Origin of the sequence: Stenotrophomonas sp. Sm2128 (assembly GCF_030985535.1) — a bacterium.
Taxonomy (GTDB): Bacteria; Pseudomonadota; Gammaproteobacteria; order Xanthomonadales; family Xanthomonadaceae; genus Stenotrophomonas; species Stenotrophomonas maltophilia.
The window spans coordinates 1-25783 of sequence record NZ_JAPTFQ010000071.1 but is presented as its reverse complement, the minus strand read 5'-3'; the positions used below and the strand labels follow the sequence as shown (position 1 = coordinate 25783).

Annotated in this window: 19 protein-coding genes; 11 read left to right on the top strand and 8 right to left on the bottom strand. The window is 66.0% G+C overall.

Annotated elements, in window-relative coordinates; all coding sequences use genetic code 11:
* The 7 genes from O0K41_RS17645 to O0K41_RS17615 form a co-directional block, all read left to right on the top strand.
* On the top strand, positions 1–1186 hold a 1186-nt coding region (locus O0K41_RS17645), incomplete at its 5' end, for a TonB-dependent receptor (RefSeq protein ID WP_308304543.1).
* Positions 1187–1571: 385 nt separating this feature from the next.
* Positions 1572–4544, top strand: a complete 2973-nt coding sequence (locus O0K41_RS17640; protein ID WP_049451979.1) for a TonB-dependent receptor — start codon at positions 1572–1574, stop codon at positions 4542–4544.
* 91 nt (positions 4545–4635) lie between these two features.
* Complete coding sequence (locus O0K41_RS17635; protein ID WP_088435893.1) at positions 4636–6663, top strand: prolyl oligopeptidase family serine peptidase; 2028 nt, start codon at positions 4636–4638, stop codon at positions 6661–6663.
* Between the two features lie 170 nt (positions 6664–6833).
* Positions 6834–8936: a M13-type metalloendopeptidase gene (locus tag O0K41_RS17630; protein WP_005414104.1), complete on the top strand. Its 2103-nt coding sequence runs from the start codon at positions 6834–6836 to the stop codon at positions 8934–8936.
* Positions 8937–9158: 222 nt separating this feature from the next.
* Positions 9159–11168, top strand: coding sequence for a M13 family metallopeptidase (locus O0K41_RS17625; RefSeq protein ID WP_308304542.1), 2010 nt, complete (start codon positions 9159–9161; stop codon positions 11166–11168).
* A 126-nt stretch (positions 11169–11294) separates the two neighbouring features.
* Positions 11295–11789, top strand: a complete 495-nt coding sequence (locus O0K41_RS17620) for a VOC family protein (RefSeq protein WP_012480908.1) — start codon at positions 11295–11297, stop codon at positions 11787–11789.
* Positions 11790–11865: 76 nt separating this feature from the next.
* Positions 11866–13449, top strand: a complete 1584-nt coding sequence (locus O0K41_RS17615) for an NAD(P)/FAD-dependent oxidoreductase (RefSeq protein WP_088435890.1) — start codon at positions 11866–11868, stop codon at positions 13447–13449.
* Between the two features lie 50 nt (positions 13450–13499).
* On the opposite strand, the gene O0K41_RS17610 is transcribed toward O0K41_RS17615, so the two are convergent.
* From O0K41_RS17610 to O0K41_RS17580, 7 genes are all read right to left on the bottom strand, one after another.
* Positions 13500–14174 (bottom strand): rhomboid family intramembrane serine protease, encoded by a 675-nt coding sequence (locus tag O0K41_RS17610; RefSeq protein WP_005410509.1) that lies wholly within the window; start codon positions 14172–14174, stop codon positions 13500–13502.
* Positions 14175–14267: 93 nt separating this feature from the next.
* Positions 14268–14606 carry an MGMT family protein gene (locus O0K41_RS17605; protein WP_224119427.1) on the bottom strand — a complete coding sequence of 113 codons (339 nt, stop codon included), beginning with the start codon at positions 14604–14606 and terminating at the stop codon, positions 14268–14270.
* Positions 14603–15523: a DMT family transporter gene (locus tag O0K41_RS17600; protein ID WP_049451974.1), complete on the bottom strand. Its 921-nt coding sequence runs from the start codon at positions 15521–15523 to the stop codon at positions 14603–14605. Before O0K41_RS17600 ends, O0K41_RS17605 begins: the two co-directional genes overlap by 4 nt.
* 118 nt (positions 15524–15641) lie before the next feature.
* Positions 15642–17000: a glutathione-disulfide reductase gene (gene gorA / locus O0K41_RS17595; protein WP_049451973.1), complete on the bottom strand. Its 1359-nt coding sequence runs from the start codon at positions 16998–17000 to the stop codon at positions 15642–15644.
* Positions 16997–18247 (bottom strand): FAD-dependent oxidoreductase, encoded by a 1251-nt coding sequence (locus O0K41_RS17590; RefSeq protein ID WP_164222349.1) that lies wholly within the window; start codon positions 18245–18247, stop codon positions 16997–16999. The genes gorA and O0K41_RS17590 overlap by 4 nt, the downstream gene beginning before the upstream one ends.
* Positions 18248–18250: 3 nt before the next feature.
* A complete protein-coding gene (locus tag O0K41_RS17585) occupies positions 18251–19495 on the bottom strand; it encodes a DUF418 domain-containing protein (protein ID WP_088435888.1) in 1245 nt (414 codons plus the stop codon).
* 99 nt (positions 19496–19594) lie between these two features.
* Positions 19595–20077: a peptidylprolyl isomerase gene (locus O0K41_RS17580; RefSeq protein WP_010482989.1), complete on the bottom strand. Its 483-nt coding sequence runs from the start codon at positions 20075–20077 to the stop codon at positions 19595–19597.
* 73 nt (positions 20078–20150) lie between these two features.
* On the opposite strand from O0K41_RS17580, the gene O0K41_RS17575 reads away from it, so the two are divergent.
* Positions 20151–20729 carry a C40 family peptidase gene (locus tag O0K41_RS17575; RefSeq protein WP_005410516.1) on the top strand — a complete coding sequence of 193 codons (579 nt, stop codon included), beginning with the start codon at positions 20151–20153 and terminating at the stop codon, positions 20727–20729.
* A gap of 197 nt (positions 20730–20926) precedes the next feature.
* A complete protein-coding gene (locus tag O0K41_RS17570; RefSeq protein ID WP_237398848.1) occupies positions 20927–21634 on the top strand; it encodes a C40 family peptidase in 708 nt (235 codons plus the stop codon).
* A 323-nt stretch (positions 21635–21957) separates the two neighbouring features.
* Here the strand turns inward: O0K41_RS17570 and O0K41_RS17565 are convergent, their stop codons facing one another.
* Positions 21958–23292: a dicarboxylate/amino acid:cation symporter gene (locus tag O0K41_RS17565; protein ID WP_164222347.1), complete on the bottom strand. Its 1335-nt coding sequence runs from the start codon at positions 23290–23292 to the stop codon at positions 21958–21960.
* Positions 23293–23445: 153 nt separating this feature from the next.
* Between O0K41_RS17565 and O0K41_RS17560 the strand changes: the two genes are divergently transcribed.
* Both O0K41_RS17560 and O0K41_RS17555 read left to right on the top strand, forming a co-directional pair.
* Positions 23446–25152: an alkaline phosphatase gene (locus O0K41_RS17560; protein ID WP_061201643.1), complete on the top strand. Its 1707-nt coding sequence runs from the start codon at positions 23446–23448 to the stop codon at positions 25150–25152.
* On the top strand, positions 25149–25694 hold the full coding sequence (locus O0K41_RS17555; protein ID WP_197592653.1) for a WG repeat-containing protein: 546 nt from the start codon (positions 25149–25151) through the stop codon (positions 25692–25694). Before O0K41_RS17560 ends, O0K41_RS17555 begins: the two co-directional genes overlap by 4 nt.
* Positions 25695–25783 lie beyond the last annotated feature (89 nt).

Here is a 25783-nt window from a genome sequence, read left to right as displayed (position 1 = left end):
GGCCGGCGCCGCCCACCGCAGCAGCTACGCGGTGACCTCCGAGCTGCGCATGCCGCTGCACGAAATGGTGACGGTCAGCGCTTCGGGCCGCTACGACGCCTTCAAGATCGCCGACAGCACCGTCGACAAGGCCACCTACAGCATCGGCGTCGAGTTCCGCCCGCTGGAAAGCCTGCTGTTCCGCGGCAAGTACGGCACCGCCTTCCGTGCACCGACCCTGTCCGACGCCTTCCAGGGCATGAGCGGTTCGTACGCGTCCAGCCAGAATGACTACTACCGCTGCAACCAAGCGGGCTTCGCGCTGAACGACGACCTCTGCCCGTACTACAAGAACACCTCGGTCTACAGCGAAAAGTCCGGCAACCCGGACCTGAAGCCGATCACCGCCGACGTGTGGAGCGCGGGCGTTGTGTGGGCACCGGTCAGCAACTTCTCGCTGTCGGTTGACTACTACAACTGGAAGATCAAGAACGAGGTCAAGACCCTGAGCAGCGACCAGCTGCTGATGGCCGAGTACGCCTGCGCCACCGGTGCCGTGAACAACACCTCGGCCAGCTGCCAAGATGTTGCCAACTGGATCACCCGTGACAACGCCGGTGCGATCACCCGCGTCTACACCCCGAAGCTGAACGTCGCCAGCCAGAACCTGGAAGCGGTCGCCGTCAGCGCCAAGTACCAGCAGGACATCGGCCGCTTCGGCTCGCTGAACTTCTCCGGCAACTACACCAACATGCTGAAGCGCGAGCTGCAGCCGCTGCCGGGTGCCCAGAAGATCGACCTGCTGAGCGATCCGTACAACATGTACTACTACGACAACTACGCCAAGGTGCGTGGTGACCTGTCGGTGGCCTGGAACATCGACAAGTTCACCACCACGGTGTACGCGAACTACGTCGGCAGCACGCCGAACTACGTCGCCTACCTGGGTCGCAGCTACGACTACACCAACCGCTACGGCGCCAAGGCCGGCAAGTGGGGCTCGTACACCACGTACAACCTGAGCTTCGCCTACCGCGCACAGGAAGACCTGACCCTGTCGCTGATGGTCAACAACGTCTTCAACAAGATGCCGACCGGCCAGCGCTACAGCTACGAGGGTACCGATGGCACCCCGTACAACAGCGCCTTCTACAGCATCTACGGCCGCTCCATCCAGGCCCAGATGAAGTACGACTTCGGCAAGTAATCCCGTCGTTTCCCGGACTTCGTGTCTGGATCAGGCCCCGCTTCGGCGGGGCCTTTTTTTTGGACTGCGTCAGGCCGGCCGGAATCATTCAGCATCCAGACATGTTCAGCGAAACCCGAACAAAACAATAAAAATCAATAGGTTGTATCAATTTAGATCGAAACACACGGAGAGCAAAGAGGCTCCTGACCACAGCTTGATGACTCCCTTATGAACGTTTGACAGCATCAGTTAATGTCGTGTTAATCTCGAGTTACCGGCAGGTGAAGCCGGTAACGCCGGGAGGCGGCAGGGTACTGCCGGGACCGGGCACGGGGCACACGGAGACGCCCGCAAGGCAAGTCCCCGGTGTACGACGCAATCATTGGATTCAAGGGGATTTCAGATGATCAATCGCAAGTCGCTCGGCCGGCATCCGCTGAGCTTTGCCCTCGCTACCGCCGTGCTGCTCGCCGCAGCGGCGCCGGCGATCGCCCAGGATGGCGCCGCGACGCAGACCGCTGAGGAAGCGGCCAAGTCGAAGGCAACCAACCTGGACACGGTGACCGTCACCGGCTCGCGCATCAGCCGCGACGTGTTCAACTCGGTGTCCCCGGTCCAGGTCGTGACCCGTGAGGAAACCACGCTGGCCGGCTTCAACTCGACCACCGCCGCACTGCAGAGCACCGCGGTGACCGCAGGTGCATCGCAGATCAACAACGCCTACGGTGGCTACGTCACCGACGGCGGCCCCGGCGCCAACACCCTCGGCCTGCGCGGCCTAGGCCCGACTCGCACCCTGATCCTGCTCAACGGCCGCCGCGTCTCGCCGGCCGGTTCGCGCGGCTCGGTCGGCTCGACCGACCTGAACGTGCTGCCGAACTCGATCGTCGACCGCGTCGAAATCCTGAAGGACGGCGCCTCCTCGATCTACGGCTCCGACGCGGTCGCGGGCGTGATCAACATCATCACCAAGAAGAAGGTCGACGGCGTCACCTTCGAAGGCCAGCACAATGCGACCGACGGCGGCGGCGGCGACGAACGTCGCTATGCGCTGACCTTCGGCACCACCGGCGAGCGTTCGCACTTCTCCGGTTCGTACGAGTACACAGTGCGCAACGCACTTAACCTGGGCGACCGCGACTGGACCCGCTGCGCCACCGACAAGTATCGCGACATCGACGCCGGCGACTACTGGGGCAGCGGCGACTTCATCGATCCGCTGACCGGCAAGTCCAAGTGCTACACCCTCGACGGCGGCGGCGTGACCATCAACACGCTTGGCACCAACACCCGTACCGGCGTCGCCGCGCCGGGGGGCAGCGGCACCCGCTTCAACCGCTGGCGCCCGAATTCGTCGGTCACCACCGGCCTGGTTGGCTACGAAGGCGTGGGTGCGCTGAACCGCGACACCTTCGACCCGCAGATGCTCAACCAGTCGCTGATCTCGCCGGTCAAGACCCACACGGCCTACTTCCAGGGCGGCTTCGACCTCAACGCACTGGGCGACGCTGAGCTGTACTACGAGTTCCTCGGCAACCACCGCAAGTCGACCCAGACCGGCTATCGCCAGCTGACCCTGGACTATGCAGTGGGTAATCCGCTTATCCCGGCCAACCTCCGCGACAGCGTTGCGGGCCCGGCCACCGACCAAACCAATGGCGTGCCGATGGGCGTACGTGCCTTCATTGGTTTCGGCAACGACCAGAGCAAGCAGAAGGTCGACTTCCTGCGCTTCAACGCCGGCCTTCGCGGCCACCTGAGCTCGGAATGGAATTACGACTTCAACATCATGCATTCGCGCAGCGATGCGGACTACACCTTCCAGAGCTTCCTGACCAGCCGCCTGGCGCAGAGCCTGGACGTGGTCTCCAACGGCGCCGGTGGCTTCGTCTGCCGTGACGCCTCCAACGGCTGCGTCGCCGCCCCCCCGGTGAACAACAATACCATCGGCGGCCGCCTGCCGCAGGACTGGAAGGACTGGGTGTTCGTCCCGGTCACCGGCAACACGCTGTACAAGGAAACCACGGTCAACTTCAACGTCAATGGCCCGCTGTTCGACATGCCGTATGGCTCGGCCGGCGGCGCGTTCGGTGTGGAGTACCGCAAGGCCCGCATCGACGACAGCCCGTCGCAGTACTCCATTGACCAGGACCTGTACAACCTGACCGCTTCCTCGCCGACCCGCGGCAGCGACTCGGTGTTCGAAGCCTACGGCGAATTGGAACTGCCGCTGCTGTCCGGTGTTACCGGCGCTGAGGAGCTGTCGGTCAACCTGTCCGGCCGCTATACCGACTACAAGTCCTATGGTTCCGACGAGACCTACAAGATCGGCACCCTGTGGACCCCGGTGAAGTGGCTGTCGTTCCGTGCATCCTACGGCACCTCGTACCGCGCACCCGCCCTGTTCGAGCAGTTCCTGGGCGCCACCACCGGCTTCCTGCCGCAGTCGTCCGACCCCTGCGACAACTACATTGAGGCCCGCCCGGAATCGATGCGCTACCAGAACTGCGCGTCGCTGGGCCTGGATCCGGAGTTCACCCAGCTGCAGGGCATCACCGTCTACACCCAGGGCGGCGCGGAAAACAACCTGAAGGCTGAAACCTCCACCGCCAAGACCTTCGGCGTGGTGCTGCAGCCGGAGTTCGGCCCAGCCTTCGGCGATCTGTCGCTGGCCCTGGACTACTTCGACATCAAGGTCGAGAACGGTGTGCAGGACGCAGGCGGCGCCGCCATCCTGCGCAACTGCTACGGCAGCTCCACCGCAGACTTCACTGCGGGCAACGGCCTGTGCCGCCTGATCCAGCGCAACCCGCAGACCAACCAGCTGACGGTCACCAACGGCTTCATCAACGTCTCCACCAACAAGGTGCGCGGCCTGGACTTCACCCTGCGCTATGTTCGTGACATCGGCCCGGGCGAGTTCCGTGCCACGCTGCAGGGCACGCACTACTTCGAGCAGACCAGCCAGCTGTTCTCGGACGATCCGAAGGTCGACTCGGCCGGCATGATCGGCTCGCCGGAAAACACCGCCACCCTGGACCTGAACTACAAGTGGAAGAACTGGCGCGTCCGTTACGGTCTGGACTGGATCGACAACATGGACAGCTACGCCTACTACGAGGAGCGCAACCCGGGCCTGTTCGATCCGGCCACCAGCCAGTACAAAATGTACACCCCGAACTACTTCATCCAGGCAGCCTCGCTGCAGTATGAAGCGGACAAGTGGTCGGTCACCGGCGGCGTGCGCAACCTTGCCAACAAGAAGCCGCCGACCATTTCGCAGGGCGTGCTGAGCACGGTTGGCAACGCGCCCCTGTACAGCGGCTTCGATTACTTCGGCCGCACGTACTTCGTGAACATCACACGTTCGTTCTGATCCTGACGTTACCCACCGCCGCCCTTCGGGGCGGCGGTTTCGTTTCCGGCCCCGGCCTTGCGCCGGGATCGCCCTGAGATCGAGGCAAGCAATGAAGCGAACCCTGTTGCTGGCAGCCCTGGCCAGCATGTCCCCCTGGCTGCATGCCAAGCCTGTCGCCCCCACCGTCGAACAGCTGGCGGCCTTCCCTGCCATCTCCAGCCTGTCGCTGTCTCCGGACGGGCAGCACATCGCCGGCCTGCGCGCCAACGGCGAAGAACGCGTGATCGTGGTCTGGCGCACCGATGCGCTGGACAAGGCGCCCACGGTGATCGGTGCCAACCGGATGAAGTTCCAGAGCGTGTCGTTCATCAAGAACGGGCAGCTCGCCGTGGTGCTGTGGCAACCTTTCGACCTGCGCGCCGACCGTGTCACCAAGACCTTCGTCAGCAAGTTCTTCATCACCGACATCGAGGGCAAGCAGTGGAAGGAGCCCATTACGCCGCCGCGTGCCAGCAGCCGCAGCGAGGAACTCGAGCAGGCGCTGTCCAACCCGACGGTGCTGGACACGCTCCCCAATGATCCGGACCACATCCTGGTGATCAACGGCAGTGGCGGCAGCTCCGGCGATGTCTACAAGGTCGACCTGCGCAGCTTCACCTCGCAGCGCGTGCAGAAGACCGAAGAGCGTGTGGCCGGCTATGTCACCGACCTGGACAGCGAACTGCGTGCACGCCTGCGCCAGGACGTGGACGGTACCGGCGCCTATGTCGCCACCGAGTTCCGCAACACCGGCAGCGGTGCGTGGGAAGAGCACTTCCGCTCCTATGTGAAAAACCGCGACATCAACCAGGTGATCGGCTTTGCCGATGACCCGAACATCGCCTTCGTGCTGAGCAACGTCGGCCGTGACAAGGCGATCGTGTACGAGTACGACATCGCCGCACGCAAGCAGAAGGAAGTGCTGTACGAACACAAGCTGTTCAACGCCAGCTCGATGTCGATCAACCGCTATCGCAACGGCGCGATTCCGTTCGGCGAGATCCTCGGCATCCGCTATGCGGGCCCGCGCGGTGACGACCTGCAGTGGACGTCGCCGCGGATGAAGGCGCTGGACCAGGGCCTTCGCCAGGCTTTGGGCATCCAGCAGCAACCGCTGGAAATGGTCGACACCGCCAATGGCCAGCGCTTCACCACCAATTACGACACTGGCCGCAGCTACCAGGTGGTGGACTACACCCCCGACCTGTCCACCGTGCTGGTGGCCACGTCGGGCCCGTCCAACCCGCCCGAGTACCACCTGCTGCGCAACGGCAAGCTGACCCTGCTGGCCAAGACCTATCCGGACATCCAGCCTGCGGCCCTGGGCGATACGAAGCTGGTCTATTACAAGGCCCGCGACGGGCTGGACATTCCGGCATTCCTGACCACGCCCAACACCGAACTGTGTGGCGCCGGTCCCTGGAGGGCGGTCGTGCACCCGCATGGCGGTCCGTGGGCCCGCGATGGCATGGACTTCGATGGCTCGATGTGGGTGCCGCTGATGGCATCGCGATGCATGGCCGTACTGCGCCCGCAGTTCCGCGGCTCGGCTGACTGGGGCCGCAAGCTGTGGATGGCGGGTGACGCCGAATGGGGCCAGAAGATGCAGGACGACAAGGATGATGGCGCGCAGTGGATGGTCGACCAGAAGATCGCCCGGCCTGGTCACATCGCCATGTTCGGCTTCTCCTATGGTGGATACTCGGCGTTTGCCGCCTCGGTTCGCCCGAACGGCCTGTACAAGTGCGCGATTGCCGGCGCCGGCGTCTCGGACATCAAGAAAATCTGGTCGCGCTTCTACACCAATCCGTTCTTCCGCCAGGCGCAGGCGCCGACCGTTGCAGGCCTTAACCCGCTGGACAAGGCGGGCGAGATGAAGATTCCGTTGATGGTCTACCACGGTGACCGCGACCGTACCGTGCCCATCGAGCAATCGGAGTGGTTCGTGACCAAGGCCAAGAGCTCGGGGCAGCCGGTCGAGTTCCATGCCATCGCCGACTATGCGCACGGTCCGGCCTGGACTCGGAAGATCATGGCCGACCAGCTGCACCTGATCGACGACTATCTCGGCAAGGGCTGCGGCGGCGACGGCCTGTAATCGGTGCGTTACCCAAGCAAGGGCGCCCCACCGGGCGCCCTTGCTCGTTCTGGCCCTTGCGCCCGGCCATGACCTTCGACACCCTTGCGGGGCAGGCCGGCGGCGTATCGTTCGGCCCACGGCCGTCCCCGCGGCCCTTCCCTGACTCACTCGGCCTGGAGGCCATCAAAGTGACCCGTACTCCCAAGATCGTGCTGCTGACCCTGGCCGTTTCGGCCGCGCTGGTTGGCTGCGGCAAGAACGAAACCCCGGCCAAGGACGCCACCGCCTCCACGCCGGCTGCGGCCGAAGCCACCCAGTACACCCTGGACGAGAGCAAGCTGCCGGCCTACAACGCCTTCCAGCCTAGCGACCTCGATACCAGCAAGGACGCCTGCGGCGCCTTCGGCGACTACGTCAACAGCAAGTGGCTGGCCGCCAATGAAATCCCGGGCGACCGCACCAGCTGGGGCGCCTTCACCATCCTCGACGAGCGCTCGGTGGCCGTGCAGCACCAGCTGGCCGAGCAGGTGGCACAGGTGAAGACTCCGAACCACATCGAGAAGATCGTCGGCGACCTGTGGGCCACCGGCATGGACGAGGCCAAGATCAACGCCCAGGGCATCGAGCCGCTGAAGGCCGACCTGACCGCGATCGATGGCCTGCAGGACAAGGCGGCCATCGCTAATTACCTGCGCTCCAGCGCCGCCAAGGGTGACAACGTTCTGTTCGGCTTCGGCGCCGAAGCCGACTTCAAGAACTCGGCCGTGAACATGGCCTACGCCAGCCAGGGCGGCCTGGGCCTGCCGGACAGCACCTACTACACCGATGCCAAGAACGCCGACAAACTGAAGGCCTACCAGGCGCACGTCGCCAAGGTGCTGGAGCTGTCCGGCGTCGCTGCTGCCGACGCTGCCAAGCAGGCCGAGGACGTGGTCAAGTTCGAGACCCGCCTGGCCAAGGCGTCCAAGTCGCGCGTCGAACTGTCGCGCAACGTCGAGCTGTACTACAACCCGGTCACCGTGGCCGACGCGGACAAGCTGACCCCGAACTTCAGCTGGACCGAGTTCTTCAAGTCGCAGGGCGTGGCCGCACCGGAGAAGTTCTCGCTGGCCATGCCGGCCTTCCATGAGGAAGTGAGCAAGGCGCTGGGCGACACCGATCCGTCGGTGTGGCGTGCCTACCTGCGCTTCCACACCGTGGACAGCGCCTCGCCGTACCTGGCCGATGCCTTCGTGCAGGAGAACTACGAGTTCTACGGCAAGACCCTCAACGGCCAGAAGGAGCAGAAGCCGCGCTGGAAGCGTGTGCTGGGCACCATCGAGAATGACGCCGGTGAAGCCTTCGGCCAGCTGTACGTGAAGGTGGCCTTCTCGCCGGAAGCCAAGGCGAAGATGGAAGAACTGGTGAAGAACCTGGCCGCCTCGCTGAAGGACCGCATCCAGGGCCTGAGCTGGATGAGCGATGAAACCAAGGCCAAGGCCATCGCCAAGTGGGAAACCTTCACCCCGAAGATCGGCTACCCGGACAAGTGGCGTGACTGGTCGGGCCTGCAGACCCAGCGCGACAGCTTCCTGGGCAACGTGCGCGCGGCCAACGAATTCAACTACAAGTTCAACCTGTCCAAGATCGGCAAGCCGGTGGACAAGACCGAGTGGGGCATGACCCCGCAGACGGTCAATGCCTACTACAACCCGCTGCAGAACGAGATCGTGTTCCCGGCCGCCATCCTGCAGCCGCCGTTCTTCGATCCGAAGGCCGACGACGCACTGAACTACGGCGGCATCGGCGCGGTGATCGGCCACGAAATGACCCACGGCTACGACGACCAGGGCGCACGTTTCGGGCCGACCGGCAACATGGAAGACTGGTGGACCGCCGCTGACAAGAAGAACTTCGAAGGCCTGACCGGCAAGCTGGTCAAGCAGTTCGACCAGTACAAGGTCGACGGCCAGGCGGTGAACGGCCACCTGACCCTGGGTGAGAACATCGCCGACCTGGGCGGCCTGGCTACCGCCTACGATGCCCTGCAGAAGGCCAGCGCCGGCAAGGAAGACCCGAAGGTGGACGGCTTCACCCGCGACCAGCGCTTCTTCTTCAACTGGGCCACCGTGTGGCGCACCAAGTACACCCCGGAGAACGCCAAGGTCCGCCTGGCGACCGACCCGCACGCCCCGGCGCAGTTCCGCGCCATGGGTGCGCCGTCGAACCTGCCGACCTTCGCCGCCGCGTTCCAGTGCAAGGCCGGTTCGCCGATGGCCCGCAGCGGCGACCAGCAGGTGGTGATCTGGTAAGCCACGGCTGACGCCGCGGCAGACCTGCAGAGGCCCGGGAATTCCCGGGCCTTTGTTTTTCGGGGGTGTTTTTCGTCCACGCATGGTGTGGATCCAATGATCTCGGCGCTCCCCGCTAGCGGCCGACCCTGGTCGGCGAAAGCAGCGTGATGCGTGCATGCCGCGTCGATGCGCGGCTTGCTATAGTGCGCGCGCCCTCAATCCATCACGGATTCGTTCCACATGCCCAATTTCCGTCCGCTTGCCATCGCCCTGGGCATCAGCCTGGCGACCCTGGTCCCGACCCATGATGCGTTCGCCGCCGCCAAGAAGAAGGCCGCGCGCGCCCCGGCCGTCAGCGCCCAGTGCAGCGACTTCTATGACGCCACCAACGCAGGCTGGCTGAAGGCCAACCCGGTGCCACAGACCGGTGCCACCACCGCGCTGGGCCAGCTGGTCGACCGCAGCCGTCAGCAGCAGCGTGAACTGCTCGACGCAGCGATGAAGGCGCCGCAGGGCAACGTGCAGAAACTGCTGGGCGACTTCTGGGCCAGCGGCCTGGACGAAGCCGCCGTGGAAGCCGACGGATCCAATCCGATCGCCCCGCTGCTGACCCGCATCAACGCGATCAAGAAGGCCAAGGATGTGCCGGCCTCGATCGCCGCGTTGCACCAGGTCGGCATCCCGGTGGCCTTCAACTTCGGCCCGGACGTGGACCTGAAGGCGCTGGACCGCCACATCGGTTACTTCATGCAGGGCGGCATGGGCCTGCCGGACCCGGCGTTCTACACCCGCACCGACGCCGACACCGTGGCGCTGATGGGCCGCTACCGCGCCTACGTCAAGCAGATCCTGGCGCTGACCGGCACCCCGGCCGCCAAGCTGGATGCCGAGTCGCAGGCGGTGATCGCGCTGGAAACCGAACTGGCGCGCAATGCGCAGTCGCTGGCCGGCATCAACAACCCGTTCAACAACTACGCGCCGATCTCCACCAAGGAGCTCAACAGCCGTTACCGCAATCTGCAGCTGGATGCCTTCCTGAAGGCACAGGGCGTGGATGACGACCTGGTCTCGCTGGCCGACCCGGGCCTGTTCAAGCAGCTCGACGGCATGGTCACCAAGCTCAAGCCGGACCAGTGGAAGGCCTACCTGCGCTGGCGCGTGGGCGACTCGATGGCGCCGTACCTGTCCAAGGCCTATCGCGACGCCGAGTTCGAATTCCGTGGCCGCGTGCTGCGTGGCGAGACCCTGCCGCCACAGCGTTGGGAAGACGTGCTCGATGCGATCAACGTGGCCGCTGGCCCGATGCTCGGCCGCGAGTACGCCGCCCGCTACCTGTCGGCCGAAGACCGTCGCCAGGCGGCGTGGATCGTCGACAAGGTGCGCGAAGTGCAGATCGAAGCGGTCAAGAACAGCAGGTGGATGAGTGCCGAGGCCAAGACCGAAGCGCAGGCCAAGCTGGCCGCGCTGAAGATCGAGATCGGCACCCCGCTGCGCGACCTCGACTACAGCGTGCAGCCGATGGGCCGCGGTTCGTTCGGCGGCAACATGCTGATTGCTTCAACCTGGCGCCATCGCGAGGAAATGAAGCGCATCGGCAAGGGCAACGCCGACCGCCGTTGGGACGTGCTGCCGCAGCAGCCTTCGCTGGCCTACGATCTGGCGCAGAACCGCCTGATCGTCACCGCTGCGATCCTGCAGGGGCCGGTGTTCAACGCCAAGGCCGACGCTGCCGACAAGTTCGGCAGCTTCGGTGGCCTGGTCGGCCACGAGCTGACCCGCGCGATCGATGCCAAGGGCGCGCTGGTCGACGCCAAGGGCGAACTGCGCAGCTGGTGGACCCCGGCCGACAAGACCGCCTGGACCCTGCTCGGCAATCGCGTGGCCGCGCAGTACAGCGCGTACGACTTCCCGGGCGTGAAGGGTGCCAAGGTCAACGGCACGCTCACCCAGGAAGAGAACCTGGCCGACATCGCCGGCCTGGAACTGGCTTGGGCCGCGTACACCGCGCAGGAGCCGAAGGCCAAGCAGGCACAGCAACAGGGCTTCTTCCGCGCGTGGTCGGCGTTGTGGGCGCAGCAGCTGTCGCCGAACGAGGCCGTGCGTCGCCTGACCGCCGACATCCGTGCACCGGGCCTATGGCGCAGCAACGGCACGCTGGCCAACCTGCCGGCGTTCGGTGCCACCTTCAGCTGCAAGGCCGGCCAGCCGATGCAGCGCAGCGAAGCCGAGCAGATCAAGGTCTGGCGCTGAGCCAACTGCTGCAACTGGCAATGCAGAGGGCGCCTTCGGGCGCCCTTCTTTTTGCGGGTGCAGCACGATCCCGGCTTAACACCGGGCGTGCTATCGCTGCGGCTTCGTCCATCGCGGAGCCCCGAAATGGCACACAAGAACACCATCTGTGTCTGGTACGACAACGGCGCGCTCGAGGCCGCCACCTTCTATGCCAGCCTCCTGCCCGACAGCGCGGTGACCGCCGTGCATCACGCACCTGGCGACTACCCCGACGGCAAGGAAGGCAATGTGCTGACCGTCGAATTCACCGTCTGCGGCATTCCCTGCGTCGGCCTCAACGGCGGCAGCGCGTTCAAGCACAGCGAAGCGTTCTCCTTCCAGATCCAGACCGAGGACCAGGCCGAGACCGACCGCCTGTGGAATGCGATCGTCGGCAACGGTGGCCAGGAGAGCCAATGCGGCTGGTGCAAGGATCGCTGGGGCATCTCCTGGCAGATCAGCCCGCGCATGCTCATCGAAGCGGTGACCAGCAAGGACAAGGCACTGGCCAAGCGCGCCTTCAACGCGATGATGCCGATGAAGAAGATCGACATCGCCACCATCGAAGCCGCGATAAAAAAAGGGGACGGAGGGTATTAAGTCGTTTCTGCCCATCGCTGCCGACCTTGTGCGAATTGCGACTTAATCCCCTCCGTCCCCTTTTTTTGAGGTGCTGATGTCCTGGGATGCAATCATCATCGGTGGTGGCCACAACGGCCTGGTCTGTGCGGCCTATCTGGCGAAGGCCGGAAAGAACGTGCTGGTCCTTGAACGGCGCGGCGTGCTCGGCGGAGCGGCGGTCACCGAGGAGTTCCATCCCGGCTTCCGCAACTCGGTGGCGTCGTACACGGTGTCGCTGTTGCAACCGAAGGTGATCGAAGACCTGCAACTGCATGCGCATGGGATGCGCATTGTCACGCGCCCGGCCAACAACTTCCTGCCATTGCCCGACGACCGCTACCTGTTGTCGGCACCTGGCCGCACCCAGGCCGAAGTCGCTGGATTCTCCGCTCGGGATGCACAGCGCCTGCCAGCGTACGAAGCACGCCTGGAGATCTTCGCCGATGTACTGCGCGCGTGGGCTCTCCGCGCGCCACCGGACATCGGCGTCGCCGGCGGCTGGCGCGGCCTGCCCGCACTTTGGCAGATGGGGAAGCTCGGCCGCGAACTGGCGGCGCTGGATGCACCGCTGCGGCAGGAGCTGCTGGACCTGTTCACGCTGTCGGCGGCGGAATACCTGGACCGCTGGTTCGAGAGCGAGCCGATCAAGGCGCTGTTCGGCTTCGATGGCATCGTCGGCAACTATGCCAGTCCATACACACCGGGCAGCGCCTACGTGTTGCTGCATCACGTGTTCGGCCAGTGCAATGGCGTGAAGGGTGCATGGGGCCATGCGATGGGTGGCATGGGCGCGATCAGCCAGGCCATCGCCAGCGCGGCGCGCGAGGCCGGGGCCGAGCTGCGCGTGGATGCCGGCGTGCGACGGGTACTGACCGAACAGGGCCGCGCCGTGGGGGTGGAACTGGCCAACGGCGAAACCCTGCGTGCACGCGCGGTGGTCGCCAACGTCAATCCGAAGCTGCTGTACGAACAGCTGCTGGAGCCGGCGCAGGTACCGGCTGCCACACGCGAACGCATGACGAACTGGCGCTGCGGTTCCGGCACCTTCCGGATGAACGTGGCGCTGTCGCGGCTGCCGGAGTTCCGCGCCCTGCCCGGTCCGGGCGATCACCTCAGTGCCGGCATCATCATGGCACCCAGCCTGGACTACATGGATCGCGCCTGGCTGGATGCGCGCCGCGACGGTTGGTCGCGCGAACCGATCGTGGAAATGCTGATACCCAGTACGCTGGACGATTCACTGGCACCGCCCGGGCAGCATGTGGCCAGCCTGTTCTGCCAGCATGTGGCGCCGGTACTTCCTGATGGGCGTCACTGGGATGACCACCGCGAGACGGTAGCCGACCTGATGATTGCCACTGTCGAGCGGTATGCGCCCGGCTTCACCGCCAGCGTGCTCGGTCGGCAGGTGCTGTCCCCGCTCGATCTGGAACGCACCTTCGGCCTGGTCGGCGGCGACATCTTCCACGGCGCACTGAGCGCCAACCAGTTGTTCTCGGCGCGGCCGATGGTTGGACAGGCCGGCTATCGCGGTGCCCTGCCCGGCCTGTACCTGTGTGGTTCGGGTACCCATCCCGGCGGTGGTGTTACCGGTGCGCCGGGGCACAATGCGGCGCAGGTGGTGCTGCGGGACCTGTAGCGGTGTGGCGACCAACGGTCGGCACCTACGGCGTCAAATGATCCTTCGGATCATTTGACGCTGCGCAGATGGTTCGGGCGCTTCGGGGGACCGGGCGGGCGACGCTTGTTGAACGGCGGCTGCCCGCGCCAGTAACGGATCAGCAACCAGCCGAACAGCATGCCGCCCAGATGCGCGAAATGGGCCACGCCCGGCTGCCAGCCGGTCATGCCCAGCACCAGCTCACCCACGCCGAACAGGATCACGAAGGTACGTGCCTTCATCGGGATCGGCGGGAACAGCAGCATCACCCGCTGGTTGGGGAACAGCATGCCGTAGGCCAGCAGCAGGCCAAACACGCCACCGGAGGCGCCCAGCACCGTCGCCGGGTTTTCCAGCAGCGTGCCCACCAGCAGCTGGCACACGCCGGCTCCGGCCACGCACACCAGGTAATAGAGCAGGAAGCGCTTCTCGCCCCAGGTCTGCTCCAGTGGCGCGCCGAACATGAAGACCGCCAGCATGTTGAAGAACAGGTGGCCGAAGCTGCCATGCAGGAAGCCATAGGTCAGCAGCTGCCACGGCTGGAAGTTGCCGCCCGGCGAGAACGCATCGAAGCCCTGCTGCAGCGGTTGCAGCATGAACGGCTCGAAGGTCTGCATGCCGAGCAGGAACGGCTGCTGCAGCAGGAACAGGATCGCATTGGCGATCAGCAGGGCCTTGGTGACGGTTGGCAGTCGCGGGAACATGGGAGTACCGGCATGGAACGGCCTCCATCATAGCCGCAGCACCGTGTCTTGTTGGCGGCCCTCAGGTCCGGCCTGTTCAGTCGCCAGCGGTGCTCATCCCGGGCCCCACACAGCGGCATCCAGTGCCGCTGCCGGATCAGCCGCCGGCATCCGCACCCGGCCGTTCTCCACCACTACGCCCTCCGCGCGCAACCGCTGTGACTGCTCGCGCCATCCGGCCGACCCTTCTTCCATGGCGATGCGCCCATCCGAGCGCAGCACGCGGTGCCAGGGCAGGTCCGGGTCGTCGTTCTGGCCCAGGATGCGCGCGGTCAGGCGTGCACGCCCGGGCAGGCCCGCGCGCATCGCTACCTGCCCATAACCCATCACCTGCCCTACGGGGATCGCGCGGATCACCGCCAGGATGCGCGCACGCGCCTGCTCCGGTGTCAGCGCCGCAGGCGGGTCACCAGCAGTACGCCGATCAGTACCAGCACGGTGCCGGCGATCTGCGCCGGCCCCATCGGTTCGTCGAGCAGCCATAGGCTCATCACGATGGTGGAAACAGGGCCCAGCATACCGACCTGCGCGGCCAGCGACGAACCCACGCGCTGCACCGCCAGCATGATCGCCAGCACCGGCAGCACCGTGCACACGGTGGCATTGACCAGCGACAGCCATTGCACTGGCGCCGGTGCCTGCCACAGGAACGGCAGCGGATGGGTCACCGCGAAATGCAGCAGCACCAGCACGCTGGCCACGCAGCTGGCATAGGCGGTCAACCGCACCGCGCCGATGCGTGCGACCACCTGCCCACTGCCGAACAGGTACAGCGCGTAGCTGAGCGCACTGCCCAGTACCAGCAGGCTGCCGACGATGATCTGCCCGCCCTCGCGCTGCAGATCGTGGCCGAAGGCGAGCAGCACGCCCAGATAGCTCAGCACCAGCGCGCCGATCTGCCACCGACCGGGCCGCTGGCGCGCCAGCAGCACGTTGATCAGCAGCACCAGGGTCGGGTTCAAGTAAAGAATCAGGCGCTCAAGGGTCACGCTGATGTACTGCAGGCCCTGGAAGTCGAGCAGACTGGACAGGTAGTAGCCGGTGAAGCCCAGCCACAACACGCGGGCACGGTCGGCCCAGGACAGCGGCTCGGCCCGGCGCGCGGCCCACAGTGCCATCAGCACGAACAGCGGTAACGCCATCAGCATGCGCAGGGCGAGCAGCGTGGTGGCATCCACGCCGTGACGCAGGCCGAGCTTGACGATGATGGCCTTGCCGGAGGCGGCGATGGCGCCGATCGCGGCCAGGCCGATGCCTCCCAGCGCGATGCGTGGGGAAGCGGTGGCGATACGGGAAGCGGGGCTGGACATCAGGACGACGGCGGGCCGCACGGGGCGGCCAGGGAAGGCGTAAGGGCGTCCATTGTCGCATGGGTGCGCCTGATGACCTGGAGAGCCGAGCATAGGCTCGGCTCTAAAACCGTCCAGCTCAGCGCATCAGCACCACTTCCTCGGCCGAGGTCGGGTGGATCGCCACGGTGTCGTCGAACTGGGCCTTGGTCGCGCCCATCTTCACCGCCACCGCAAAGCCCTGCAGGATCTCGTCGGCCGCTTCGCCCAGCAGGTGGATGCCCACCACCCGTTCTTCCGGACCGGCACAGACCATCTTGAACAGGCTGCGCTGGGTGCCATTGGCCAGCCCCTGCAGCATCGGACGGAAACGGCTGTGGTAGACGGTCACCTGATCGAACCGCGCGCGCGCCTCTTCTTCGCTCATGCCCACCGCGCCCAGCGGTGGATGCGAGAACACCACGCTGGCCACGTTCTCGTAATCCATCTTCGACTGCGGGCGGCCACCGAACAGGCGGTCCATCAGCCGCCGCGAAGCGGCCACCGCCACCGGGGTCAGGCCGACCTTGCCAGCGATGTCGCCCACCGCGTGCACGCTCGGCACACACGTGGTCTGCCATTCGTCCACCTGCACCTGCTGGTGTTCGCCGATACCGATGCCGAGCGCTTCCAGGCCCAGATCGCGGCTGTTGCCACGGCGGCCGGTGGCAAAGAACACCGCGTCGAACACGCTGTCGAGCGGGCCGTCATGGCCGAATGCACGTACGCGTTCGCCATCGCGCTGCAGTTCGCGCAGGCGATAGCCGAAATGGATGCGCACGCCCTGCTGCTTCAGGTTCTCGGCCAGCTGATCGGTCAGCTCGTAATCGAAGCGATCCAGCAGCCGCTGGCCACGCACCAGCAGGCTCACCTTGCTGCCCAGTGCCTGCAGCAGGCCGGCCAGCTCCACCGCGATGTAACCGCCACCGATGATCGCCACCTCGGCCGGTGCCGCGCGCAGATCGAAGAAATCATCGGAGACCAGGCCCAGTTCGGCACCGGGGATGTCAGGCCGCAGCGGGTGCGCGCCGGTGGCGATCAGGATGTGTTCAGCGCTGTAACGCACGCCATCGCTGCAGGCCACGGTATGCGCATCGAGCAGATGACCGCGCGCCGGAATGCGCACCACGCCGGTTTCGTCCAGGCGCTTGTGGTAGCTGGTGTGGATGTTGCTGATGTAGGCCTGGCGATGGATCACCAGCTCCTTCCACGACAATGCCGGGCGTGCCTTGACATCGAAACCCATCGCACTGGCCAGGCCGATGCGCTCGTGCAGGTCGGCCGCCAGCCACATGGCCTTCTTCGGCACGCAGCCGACGTTGACGCAGGTCCCGCCCAGTTCACCAGGCTCCAGCAGCGCCACGCGCTTGCCGTGCTGCGCGGCGCGGATCGCGCCAGCCAGGCCGGCGGAACCACCGCCAAGGACGATCAGGTCGTAATCATAGGGTGCAGTGCTCATCGGAATCGCTCGGGTCGGTAAGGGGAAGGATCGATCGCCGGCGTGCGGCCGCAGACGAGATCGGCGATCAGCTGGCCGGTGCCGGCGCTCATGCTGATGCCGAGCATGCCATGCCCCGCTGCAAGCCAGACGTGAGGATGCGCGGGCGCGCGGCCGATCAACGGCACGTCGTCCACGCTCATGGGGCGCCACCCGCACCACTGCTCCTGCAGCCGCGCACCACGTGGCGCGCGCAGGTAGTGGTCGGCGGCCTGCTGCAAGGCCTGCAGGCGGGTCGTGCGCAGCTGCGGATCGGCACCGGCGAATTCCATGGTGCCGCCCAGCCGCAGCGCTTCGCGCCAGGCGATCACGAACACGGAATGGTCCTTCAGCACGACTGGACGCTGCGGCACCTGCGCCGGTCGTGACCAGGTCAGCGAGTAGCCCTTGCCAGGTTGGATCGGCACGCGCAGATCCAGTTGCCGCGCCCAGCGCGGTGACCACGGCCCGGTCGCCAGCACCAGCTCGCGCGCCTGCAGCATGCGTTCACCGGCACGCACGCGCACACCCTGCGCGTCGGCGCTGAAATCCTCCACGTCCGACTGTTCTTCGATCACCACGCCCTGTGCGCGCAGCACGCGCGCCAGTTCGGCGGTGTAGCGGTCCGGACGCAGCTGGGCATCGCCGGGGAAGTGGATCGCACCGGCAAGGCGATCATGGAACGCCGGATTGTCGCGCGCGTAGTCGGTGCCATCGATGCGCGCCGAGGCAATGCCCTGTGCGTTCAGCGCCTCACACTCGGCAGCGTGGTGATCGAAATTGCGGGCGTCACCGAACACATAGTCCAGACCGCGCGCCTCGAACTCGCAGTCCAGCGCATGCGTCTGCACCCACTGCGCCAGGCGCAGCCGTGAATCATTCAACAATGCGCCGCGTGCCCGCGTGGCGTGCAGCCAGTCGCGTGCGTTGCAGCGCGCCCCGAACTGCAGCAGCCAGCGCCACAATGCTGGGTCCAGGCGTGTACGCACGTACAGCGGCGCACGCGGATCGAGCATCCAGCGCAGCGCGCGCAACGGCACGCCGGGCGCTGCCAGCGGTGGCGCGTGGCTGGGGGTGATGGTGCCGCAGTTGCCATGCGAGGTCGCGCCGCCGACACGCCCACGGTCGATCACGCGTACCTGCCGGCCCTGTGCACGCAGCGCGAGTGCGGCAGCCAGTCCAATGGCACCGGCGCCGACCACGATCACATCCTCGCGCGCGCCCTGCATCGATCAGCCCTGGCCGGCCTCGCGCCGCATCGGCGGCCACTGCCGATAGGTCATCGCGCGCCACAGCCATTCCATCGGCCCAAAGCGGAAGCGGCGCAGCCATACGTGCGAGATGCCCACCTGCACGGTGAACAGCAGCAGCGCGAACATCAACTGCACGCTGCGTGGCATCGTTTCGAACGCGCCCAGGCCGTAGTGGTAGAACAGCCAGGTGCACAGCAGCGACTGGCCGAGGTAATGGGTCAACGCCATGCGCCCGACCGGCGCCAGCCAGCCCAGCCGCGCGCGCCAGTGTACGATCCAGGCCAGGTAACCCAGGCACATCGGCAGGCCGCCGATCGTCACCAGCGCCATCGCCGCCGTAACCGGCAGATCGTAAGCGCCCGGCGCCAGATACGGCTTCCAGGCAACACCCAGCAGCGTGACCAGCAGGCCGAAGGGCAGCGCCCCCCAACGCAACACCGCATACAGCCGCGGGAAGCGATCCGGCGTGGCCAGCGCGCCGCTGCCGGCAAACCAGCTGCCGATCAGGAACATGCCCAGCACTTCCGGGCCGGTGATCAGCATCGCCCCCATCGACGTGCCGAACTCGCTCAGCCGCTGCGCATTGGCCTGCATCCAGCTGCCCTGCCCGTACACCAGGCGCTGCAGATCGATGCTCTGCTGCGCGTCGGTGAGCATCTTCCGCACGTCCTCCGCCGAAGCCATCGACACCATCGCGCCGACCAGCAGCATCATCGCCACACCGCCGAGATAGACCGTTACGCCCATCCACGGCAGCCAGCTGCGCGGCGCCTCGCGGCAGGCCAGCAACGGCAACGAGACCAACGCGTACATCACCAGGATGTCGCCGGACCAGACCAGCAGCGCGTGGCACAGGCCGATCAGCAGCAGGCCAGCGCTGCGGCGCAGGTAGAACGGGGTGAAGTCACGCCCGGCCGCCTCAGCGCGCTGCGCCATCACCGCGAAGCCGGCGCCGAACAGCAACGAGAACAGGGTGAAGAACTTCCCCTGCACGAATACGTAGACAAAGGCATCGGCCCAGTAGTCGATACCTTGCCAATGCACGTCGATGCCGGTGAAGGCCAGGTCCAGCGGTCCGCTGAAGGCCTCGATGTTCATCAGCAGGATGCCCAGCAACGCCGCACCACGCAGCACGTCCAGTAGGGCGATGCGTTCGCCGGAAGCCATCGGCTGCAGGGAAGGAGAAGCGGCGTTCACGGGGCATCCGTCAGGCAGGTCCGCCATTATGCCGCCGGCCCACACGCCATGGATGGCCGCGCCGTGTTCCAGAAACGCAACGGCCCGCCGAAGCGGGCCGTTGCTGCCATCACGATCGCGCTGCGATCAGTGGTGGTGGCCGCCGTCGCCGTGGACGTGGCCGTGGTCGATCTCTTCCTTGCCGGCTTCACGCACGTCAACGATTTCGACGTCGAAATGCAGGTCCTTGCCAGCCATCGGGTGGTTCAGGTCGACGTCGACGACGCTCATGCCGACCTTCTGCACGGTCACCGCACGCGGGCCGAAGTTGGTCTGCAGCACGACCTGCTGGCCGGGGGCCAGCTTGGTGTTGCCGAAGTGCTTCTTCGGCACGCGCTGGGACAGGCCCTCGCGGCGCTCGCCGTAGGCATCAGCGGCAGTGACGTCGACGCTGAAGGTCGCGCCGGCTTCCTTGTCCATCATGGCGTTTTCCAGGCCCGGGATGATGTTGCCGTGGCCGATCAGGATCGCCAGCGGCTCGCCGCGGTCCTTGGACGATTCGATCGGCTCCTGGCCGACTTCGGAAACGGTGTAGTGGAAGCGGACAACGCGGTCTTTTTCGATCTTCATGCGCAACTCTGTCTGGATCTGCCGAAGGCAGGCGGGTTGGGGCGGGTTGTCGCCCGGCGGGGACGCCGCCATCATGACGGCCAATCCCAAGGTGGCGCATTATCCGGAGAACATGCACATCACGCCAGTTTCGTCCGGCCTGCGCCGGCTCCTCGCCCCGGCCCTGCTGCTGGCCCTGCCCGTGCTGATGACCGCCTGCGGCGGCGGCAAGGCCACCCGCCCCGCTCCGCCCCCGCCGACCGCGAACTGGCCGAAGACCGTGCCGGACAACCCCGAGGCGGCCAACTCGGTGCTGATGCGTGCCATCAGCCTGGTCGGCACCCCCTACCGCTATGGCGGCAACACCCCGGATTCCGGCTTCGACTGCAGCGGCCTGGTGGCCTATGTCTATCGCGAGATGCTGGACCTGAAACTGCCGCGCACCTCGCGCGACCTGGCGGCGGTACAGGGTCCGAAGATCGATCCGCAGCGCCTGGCCACCGGCGACCTGGTGTTCTTCGGCAGCCGCGGCAGCGTCACCCATGTCGGTATCTATGTCGGTGAAGGGCGTTTCGTGCATGCGCCGAGCACCGGCGGCACCGTGCGCCTCGACTCGCTCAGCGGTCCCTACTGGAAGGACCACTACACAGGGGCGAAACGCGTCCTTCGCTAAAATGAACAGGCGATATGTTCAAAACTGTGACGAACATCACCATGCAACTAACGAATTACTAACGGAATTTTTAACTTATCCGCGCTTTTACAGGGCATGATGCCCCATCGTTTTTTTCCTGTGACCGACGCGTGACGACTGACGACCTGAAAAGCGAAGGCCAGACTTCCGTATCTTCACGTAGTGCCCGCCCGCTGTTGCTTGGCCTGGCACTGTGTCTGACCAGCCTTCCGGCCTGGTCGCAGACTTCTCCGAACCGTTCCGATGTGACCCCGGCCCCGGTGGCCGAGAGCACCGCCCGACCGACCGCCAAGGCCGAGGCTGCCGCTACGCAACGCAGCCGCGTCGACGCCGCCGCCAGCGCTACCCTGGCCGCCCTGCTGCCTCACCTGGCCGCCAACGACACCATTCCGCTGATGGACCGCTCGGCCGTGGTGGCCGGTGACCTCAGCCGCCTCCTCGCCAACTACGACACCAGCAGCGCTGCCAATGGCAGCGTTGTCGGCACCGCGGCCGACAATGGCAAGGTGCAGTCGCTGCTGCGTCGCGCGATGACCCTGCTGGGCACCCCATACCGTTGGGGCGGCAGCAACCCGGACAGCGGCTTCGACTGCAGTGGTCTGGTCGGCTACGTGTTCCGCTCGGCCCTGGGCATTGAGCTGCCGCGCGTCTCGCGCGAAATGGCACACGACGACAACGCCGAACTGATCAACGACCGCACCGCGCTGGCCGCCGGTGACCTGGTGTTCTTCGGCCGCAAGGGCCGCGTCGATCACGTCGGCATCTATGTGGGTGATGGCCGCTTCCTGCACGCACCGAGCTCGGGCAAGGACGTGCGCGTGGACACCCTGCTCAGCGGCTACTGGGGCAACAAGTTCATGCAGGCCCGCCGGGTCGATCTCTGATCTGGCCGGTTGGCGCTACCACGCCGCCTGACACGAGAAAGCCGCTGCCCTGCAGCGGCTTTTTTGTTAAGCCCGCGCAATGGTGGGTAGCTGCCGATCTTGGTCGGCACCGCCTTCATCCACGCATGGCGTGGATCTACCGACCTCTGGTGGGTACTGACCTTTGGTGGGTTCTGACCTTTGGTGGGGCCGACCGTTGGTCGGCACCGCCTCCATCCACGCATGGCGTGGATCTACCAGGCCCGGCATGACCGCCACCGCGCCAGCCAGCTCCCAAACAAAAAGCCCGCCGTTCAGGGCGGGCCTTTCGTCTCCACACACCGTCAGCCGCGTGGCGGCGTCGGATCGGGGTCGTCCACACCCACATTGCTGGACGGATTGTCATACACCGCCTGGTCGAGCAGCCCGGTTTCCTTGGCCACGATCACCGGCACCAGCATCTGGCCGGTCACGTTCGTCATCGTGCGCATCATGTCGAGGATGCGGTCGATGGCATACAGGTAGCCGATCGTCTCCAACGGCAGGTTGGCCGCGCTCAGCACCACCGTAGCCATGATCACCGCGGTACCCGGAACACCGGCCGTACCGAAGCTGCCCAGCACCGAAGCGATCAGCACCACCACGTACTGTTCAGGGGTCAGCGGCACACCGCTGTACTGCGCGATGAACACCGCGCACAGCGCCGGGTAGATGGCACCGCAGCCGTCCATCTTGATGCTGGCGCCCAGCGGCACCGCAAACGAACCGTAGTCCTTGTTCACGCCCAGGTTGTGGGTGATCGAACGCAGTGCCACCGGCATCGCCGCGAAGCTGGAAGAGCTGACGAACGCAACCTGCATGCCCGGCGCCGCACCACGGAAGAACTTCAGCGGGTTCAGTCCGTGCGCCAACAGCAGTGCGCTGTAGACCACCACGATGTGCAGGGCGCAGGCCACGTACAGGGCCAGCACGAAATGCCCCAGCGGCAGCAGCTTCTCGAACCCGTAGCTGCCGACCAGGCCGGCGATCAGGCCAAAGGTACCGATAGGGGTGACTTCCAGCACGAAGCGGGTCACCTGGATCATGATGTCGCTCATCTGGCCGACCAGCTTGCGCGCCTCGGTCACCTTCTCGCCCAGCTTGACGATGGCGAAGCCGACCAGGCCGGCGAAGAAGATCACCGGCAGGATCGAGCCGCGACCGGCGGCCAGCACGGTCTCACCGGCCGCATTGACCTTGGTACCGATGCCGGACAGCGCGTAGAAGACATTGGCCGGCACCACGTCAAGCAGCACCTGCACCACGCAGGGCACTTCGCGCGGCACGTAATTGCTGGCCATCGTCAGCTGCAGGCCACCGGCGCCGGGCTGCAGCACGGTGCCCACGCCCAGTCCGACGCACACCGCCAACGCAGCAGTGATCACGAACCACAGGAAGGTGCGGCCACTGAGCGCGGCAACCGACTTCTGGCCGTGCAGCGACGAGATCGCATTGATCACCGCGAAGAACACCAGCGGCACGGCGATCATCTTGATCAGGGTGACGTACAGCTCGCCAAGCGGGCCGAACCACGTTTCCGCGGCCGGGCCGAGCGCCCAGCCGGCCAGCGCGCCGAGCACGAAGCCACCGACCACGCGCTGCCAGAATGGAATCCGCAGCCAGGCAGAGACCAGCTTCATAGGCAATCCAGAGGGAAGGAAGGGATGCTGGCACGATAGCCCATCAACGGCTGGGGAACGACCGCCCGACCGGCAAATCAGTGTGTCATCGGCGTGCCTTGCGAGGGCGGGCATAATGAACGTCCCGTTACAGTTTGTGAGATCCCAGCGTCCATGCGTCGTTCCGTCTCCCTGTTGGCCGCCTGCGCCACCACCCTGCTGCTGGGCGCCTGCGCCAGCACCCCCCCCGCCACTGCCCCGGCCGGCCTCAAGGTCGCCGTCGACCCCGTCGCCCACCCGGCAGGCGAGACCCCGCAGTGGTGGTACCGCAGTGGCGCCGCCCAGGCCGCCGCCAACGGTGCGATGTCCGGCAAGGCCAAGAACGTCATCCTGTTCCTCGGCGACGGCATGAGCCTGACCACCGTGGCCGCCTCGCGCATCTACGAGGGCCAGCAGAAGGGTGGCTCCGGTGAAGAGAACCTGTTGTCCTGGGAGCGCTTCCCGGCCACGGCATTCAGCAAGACCTACAACACCGATTCGCAGACGCCCGATTCGGCCGGCACCATGACCGCCATCACCACCGGCGTGAAGACCCACATGGGTGCGATCGGCGTCAGCGCCGGCAGCCGGACCGACTGTGCCGACAGCCTGTCCAAGGGCCTGCTGACCTGGCTGCAGCTGGCCGACAGCGCCGGTCTGGCTACCGGCGTGGTCTCCACCGCGCGCCTGACCCATGCCACCCCGGCCGCCACCTACGCGCACTCGCCCGAGCGCAACTGGGAAAACGACACCGACCTGACCGAAGCGGCCAAGGCGGCCGGCTGCAAGGACATCGCCCAGCAGCTGCTGTCGACCTCACGCTATGGTCGCGGCCCCCTGGTCGCCCTCGGTGGCGGCCGCGGTGAATTCACCACCGTGGAAGAGCGCGATCCGGAATACGACGACAAGGTCGGCCAGCGCCTGGATGGCCGCAGCCTGGTGCGGGAATGGCAGCAGGCGCACCCGCAGGGTGCCTACGTGTGGAACAGCAAGCAGCTGGCCGCCGCCGCCAACGCACCGGCCATCCTTGGCCTGTTCGAGCCGGACCACATGCGCTACGAGTACGAGCGCCCGCAGGATCCGGGCGGCGAGCCGAGCCTGGCCGAACTGACGGCCGCAGCGATCAAGAATCTGTCAAAGCACCAGGAAGGCTACGTGCTGATGATCGAAGGCGCGCGCATCGACCACGCCAACCACAGCGGCAATGCCTACCGTGCACTGACCGAGACCGTGGCCCTGTCCGACGCAGTGCGCGTGGCCAACGAACTGACCTCCGCCGACGACACCCTGATCATCGTCACCGCCGACCACTCGCACACGCTGAACTTCGTCGGCTACCCGGCGCGCGGCAACCCGATCCTGGGCAAGGTCAAGGACAAGGGCGGCGAAGATGGCGCCGGCAAGCTGGACTACGCGCTGGACGGCACCGGCCAGCCGTACACCACGCTGAGCTACGCCAACGGCCCGGGCCACACCGGCAGCAGCAACCAGCAGCCGGCCGGCCCGAAGCGTTACCCGCACAACCCGAGCAGCTTCGAACCGGCCAACGGCCGCCCGAACCTGCGCGAGGTCGACACCGAGCATCCGGACTACATGCAGGAAGCACTGGTGCCGATGAAGTCCGAATCGCACGGCGGCGAAGACGTCGGTATCTGGGCACGCGGCCCGGGCAGCAAGGCGATCCGCGGCACGCTGGAACAGAACGCGATCTACCACATGATCGTGCAGGCCACCCCAGCCCTGCGCGAGCGCCTGTGCCAGGCCGGCACCTGCGATGACAAGGGCGTGCCGGTGCAGCTCCCGGCACCGACCGCGTTCGAGCGCAAGGCCGAGGCCAAGTGATCGCACGGCAGGCCCGCCCTGACGCTGCCAGCGGCCGCTTCGGGCGGTCGCTGGCCCTGCTTGGCATGCTGGTCAGCGCCACTGCAGCGGCACAGGCACCGGCATGCAAGCTGCTGACCGACGAGCACGGGTTGTGGCCGCTGCCCAACTGCGAGGTGATCGATCACCGGCCGAAGATCAGCGCCGACACGCTGAAGGACCTGAATTACGACGACCACGGCCTGGCAGTGGTGTACGCCGACCAGGGTTTCCACTACGTCGACCGCAAGGGCCGCAGCCTGCCGGTGCTGACCTGGGACAACGGCCCGGAAACGCCGCAGGAAGGCCTGCTGCGCGCCCGCGTAGGCAACCGCGTGGGTTACTTCGACCTGACGTTCCGCCAGGTGGTGCCCGGCACCTTCGATTTCGCATGGCCGTTCCAGGACGGCGTGGCCGAGGTCTGCAATGGTTGCCGTCGTGGTACGCCGGATGCCGATGGCCACACGCCGATGGAAGGCGGAGAGTGGTTCCGCATCGACCGTTCGGGTCGTCGGGTGAAGTAAAGTTTCGGCAGGGCTGCGCCCTGCACCTGCAGACGCCAAAGCAAGATCAAAAGCGGCTCTGGTTTTCTGTGAGTTGGGTGGGGCGATGT

Bases quoted from the DNA above. Each gene is read 5' to 3' on its own strand.
- O0K41_RS17640 (WP_049451979.1), top strand. From the start codon at position 1,572: ATGATCAATCGCAAGTCGCTCGGCCGGCATCCGCTGAGCTTTGCCCTC.
- O0K41_RS17610 (WP_005410509.1), bottom strand. From the start codon at position 14,174: ATGTTCCCGCGACTGCCAACCGTCACCAAGGCCCTGCTGATCGCCAAT.
- O0K41_RS17580 (WP_010482989.1), bottom strand. From the start codon at position 20,077: ATGAAGATCGAAAAAGACCGCGTTGTCCGCTTCCACTACACCGTTTCC.
- O0K41_RS17585 (WP_088435888.1), bottom strand. From the start codon at position 19,495: ATGGCGGACCTGCCTGACGGATGCCCCGTGAACGCCGCTTCTCCTTCC.
- O0K41_RS17560 (WP_061201643.1), top strand. From the start codon at position 23,446: ATGCGTCGTTCCGTCTCCCTGTTGGCCGCCTGCGCCACCACCCTGCTG.
- O0K41_RS17565 (WP_164222347.1), bottom strand. From the start codon at position 23,292: ATGAAGCTGGTCTCTGCCTGGCTGCGGATTCCATTCTGGCAGCGCGTG.
- O0K41_RS17620 (WP_012480908.1), top strand. From the start codon at position 11,295: ATGGCACACAAGAACACCATCTGTGTCTGGTACGACAACGGCGCGCTC.
- O0K41_RS17575 (WP_005410516.1), top strand. From the start codon at position 20,151: ATGACGGCCAATCCCAAGGTGGCGCATTATCCGGAGAACATGCACATC.
- O0K41_RS17615 (WP_088435890.1), top strand. From the start codon at position 11,866: ATGTCCTGGGATGCAATCATCATCGGTGGTGGCCACAACGGCCTGGTC.
- gorA (WP_049451973.1), bottom strand. From the start codon at position 17,000: ATGAGCACTGCACCCTATGATTACGACCTGATCGTCCTTGGCGGTGGT.
- O0K41_RS17600 (WP_049451974.1), bottom strand. From the start codon at position 15,523: ATGTCCAGCCCCGCTTCCCGTATCGCCACCGCTTCCCCACGCATCGCG.
- O0K41_RS17635 (WP_088435893.1), top strand. From the start codon at position 4,636: ATGAAGCGAACCCTGTTGCTGGCAGCCCTGGCCAGCATGTCCCCCTGG.
- O0K41_RS17590 (WP_164222349.1), bottom strand. From the start codon at position 18,247: ATGCAGGGCGCGCGCGAGGATGTGATCGTGGTCGGCGCCGGTGCCATT.
- O0K41_RS17625 (WP_308304542.1), top strand. From the start codon at position 9,159: ATGCCCAATTTCCGTCCGCTTGCCATCGCCCTGGGCATCAGCCTGGCG.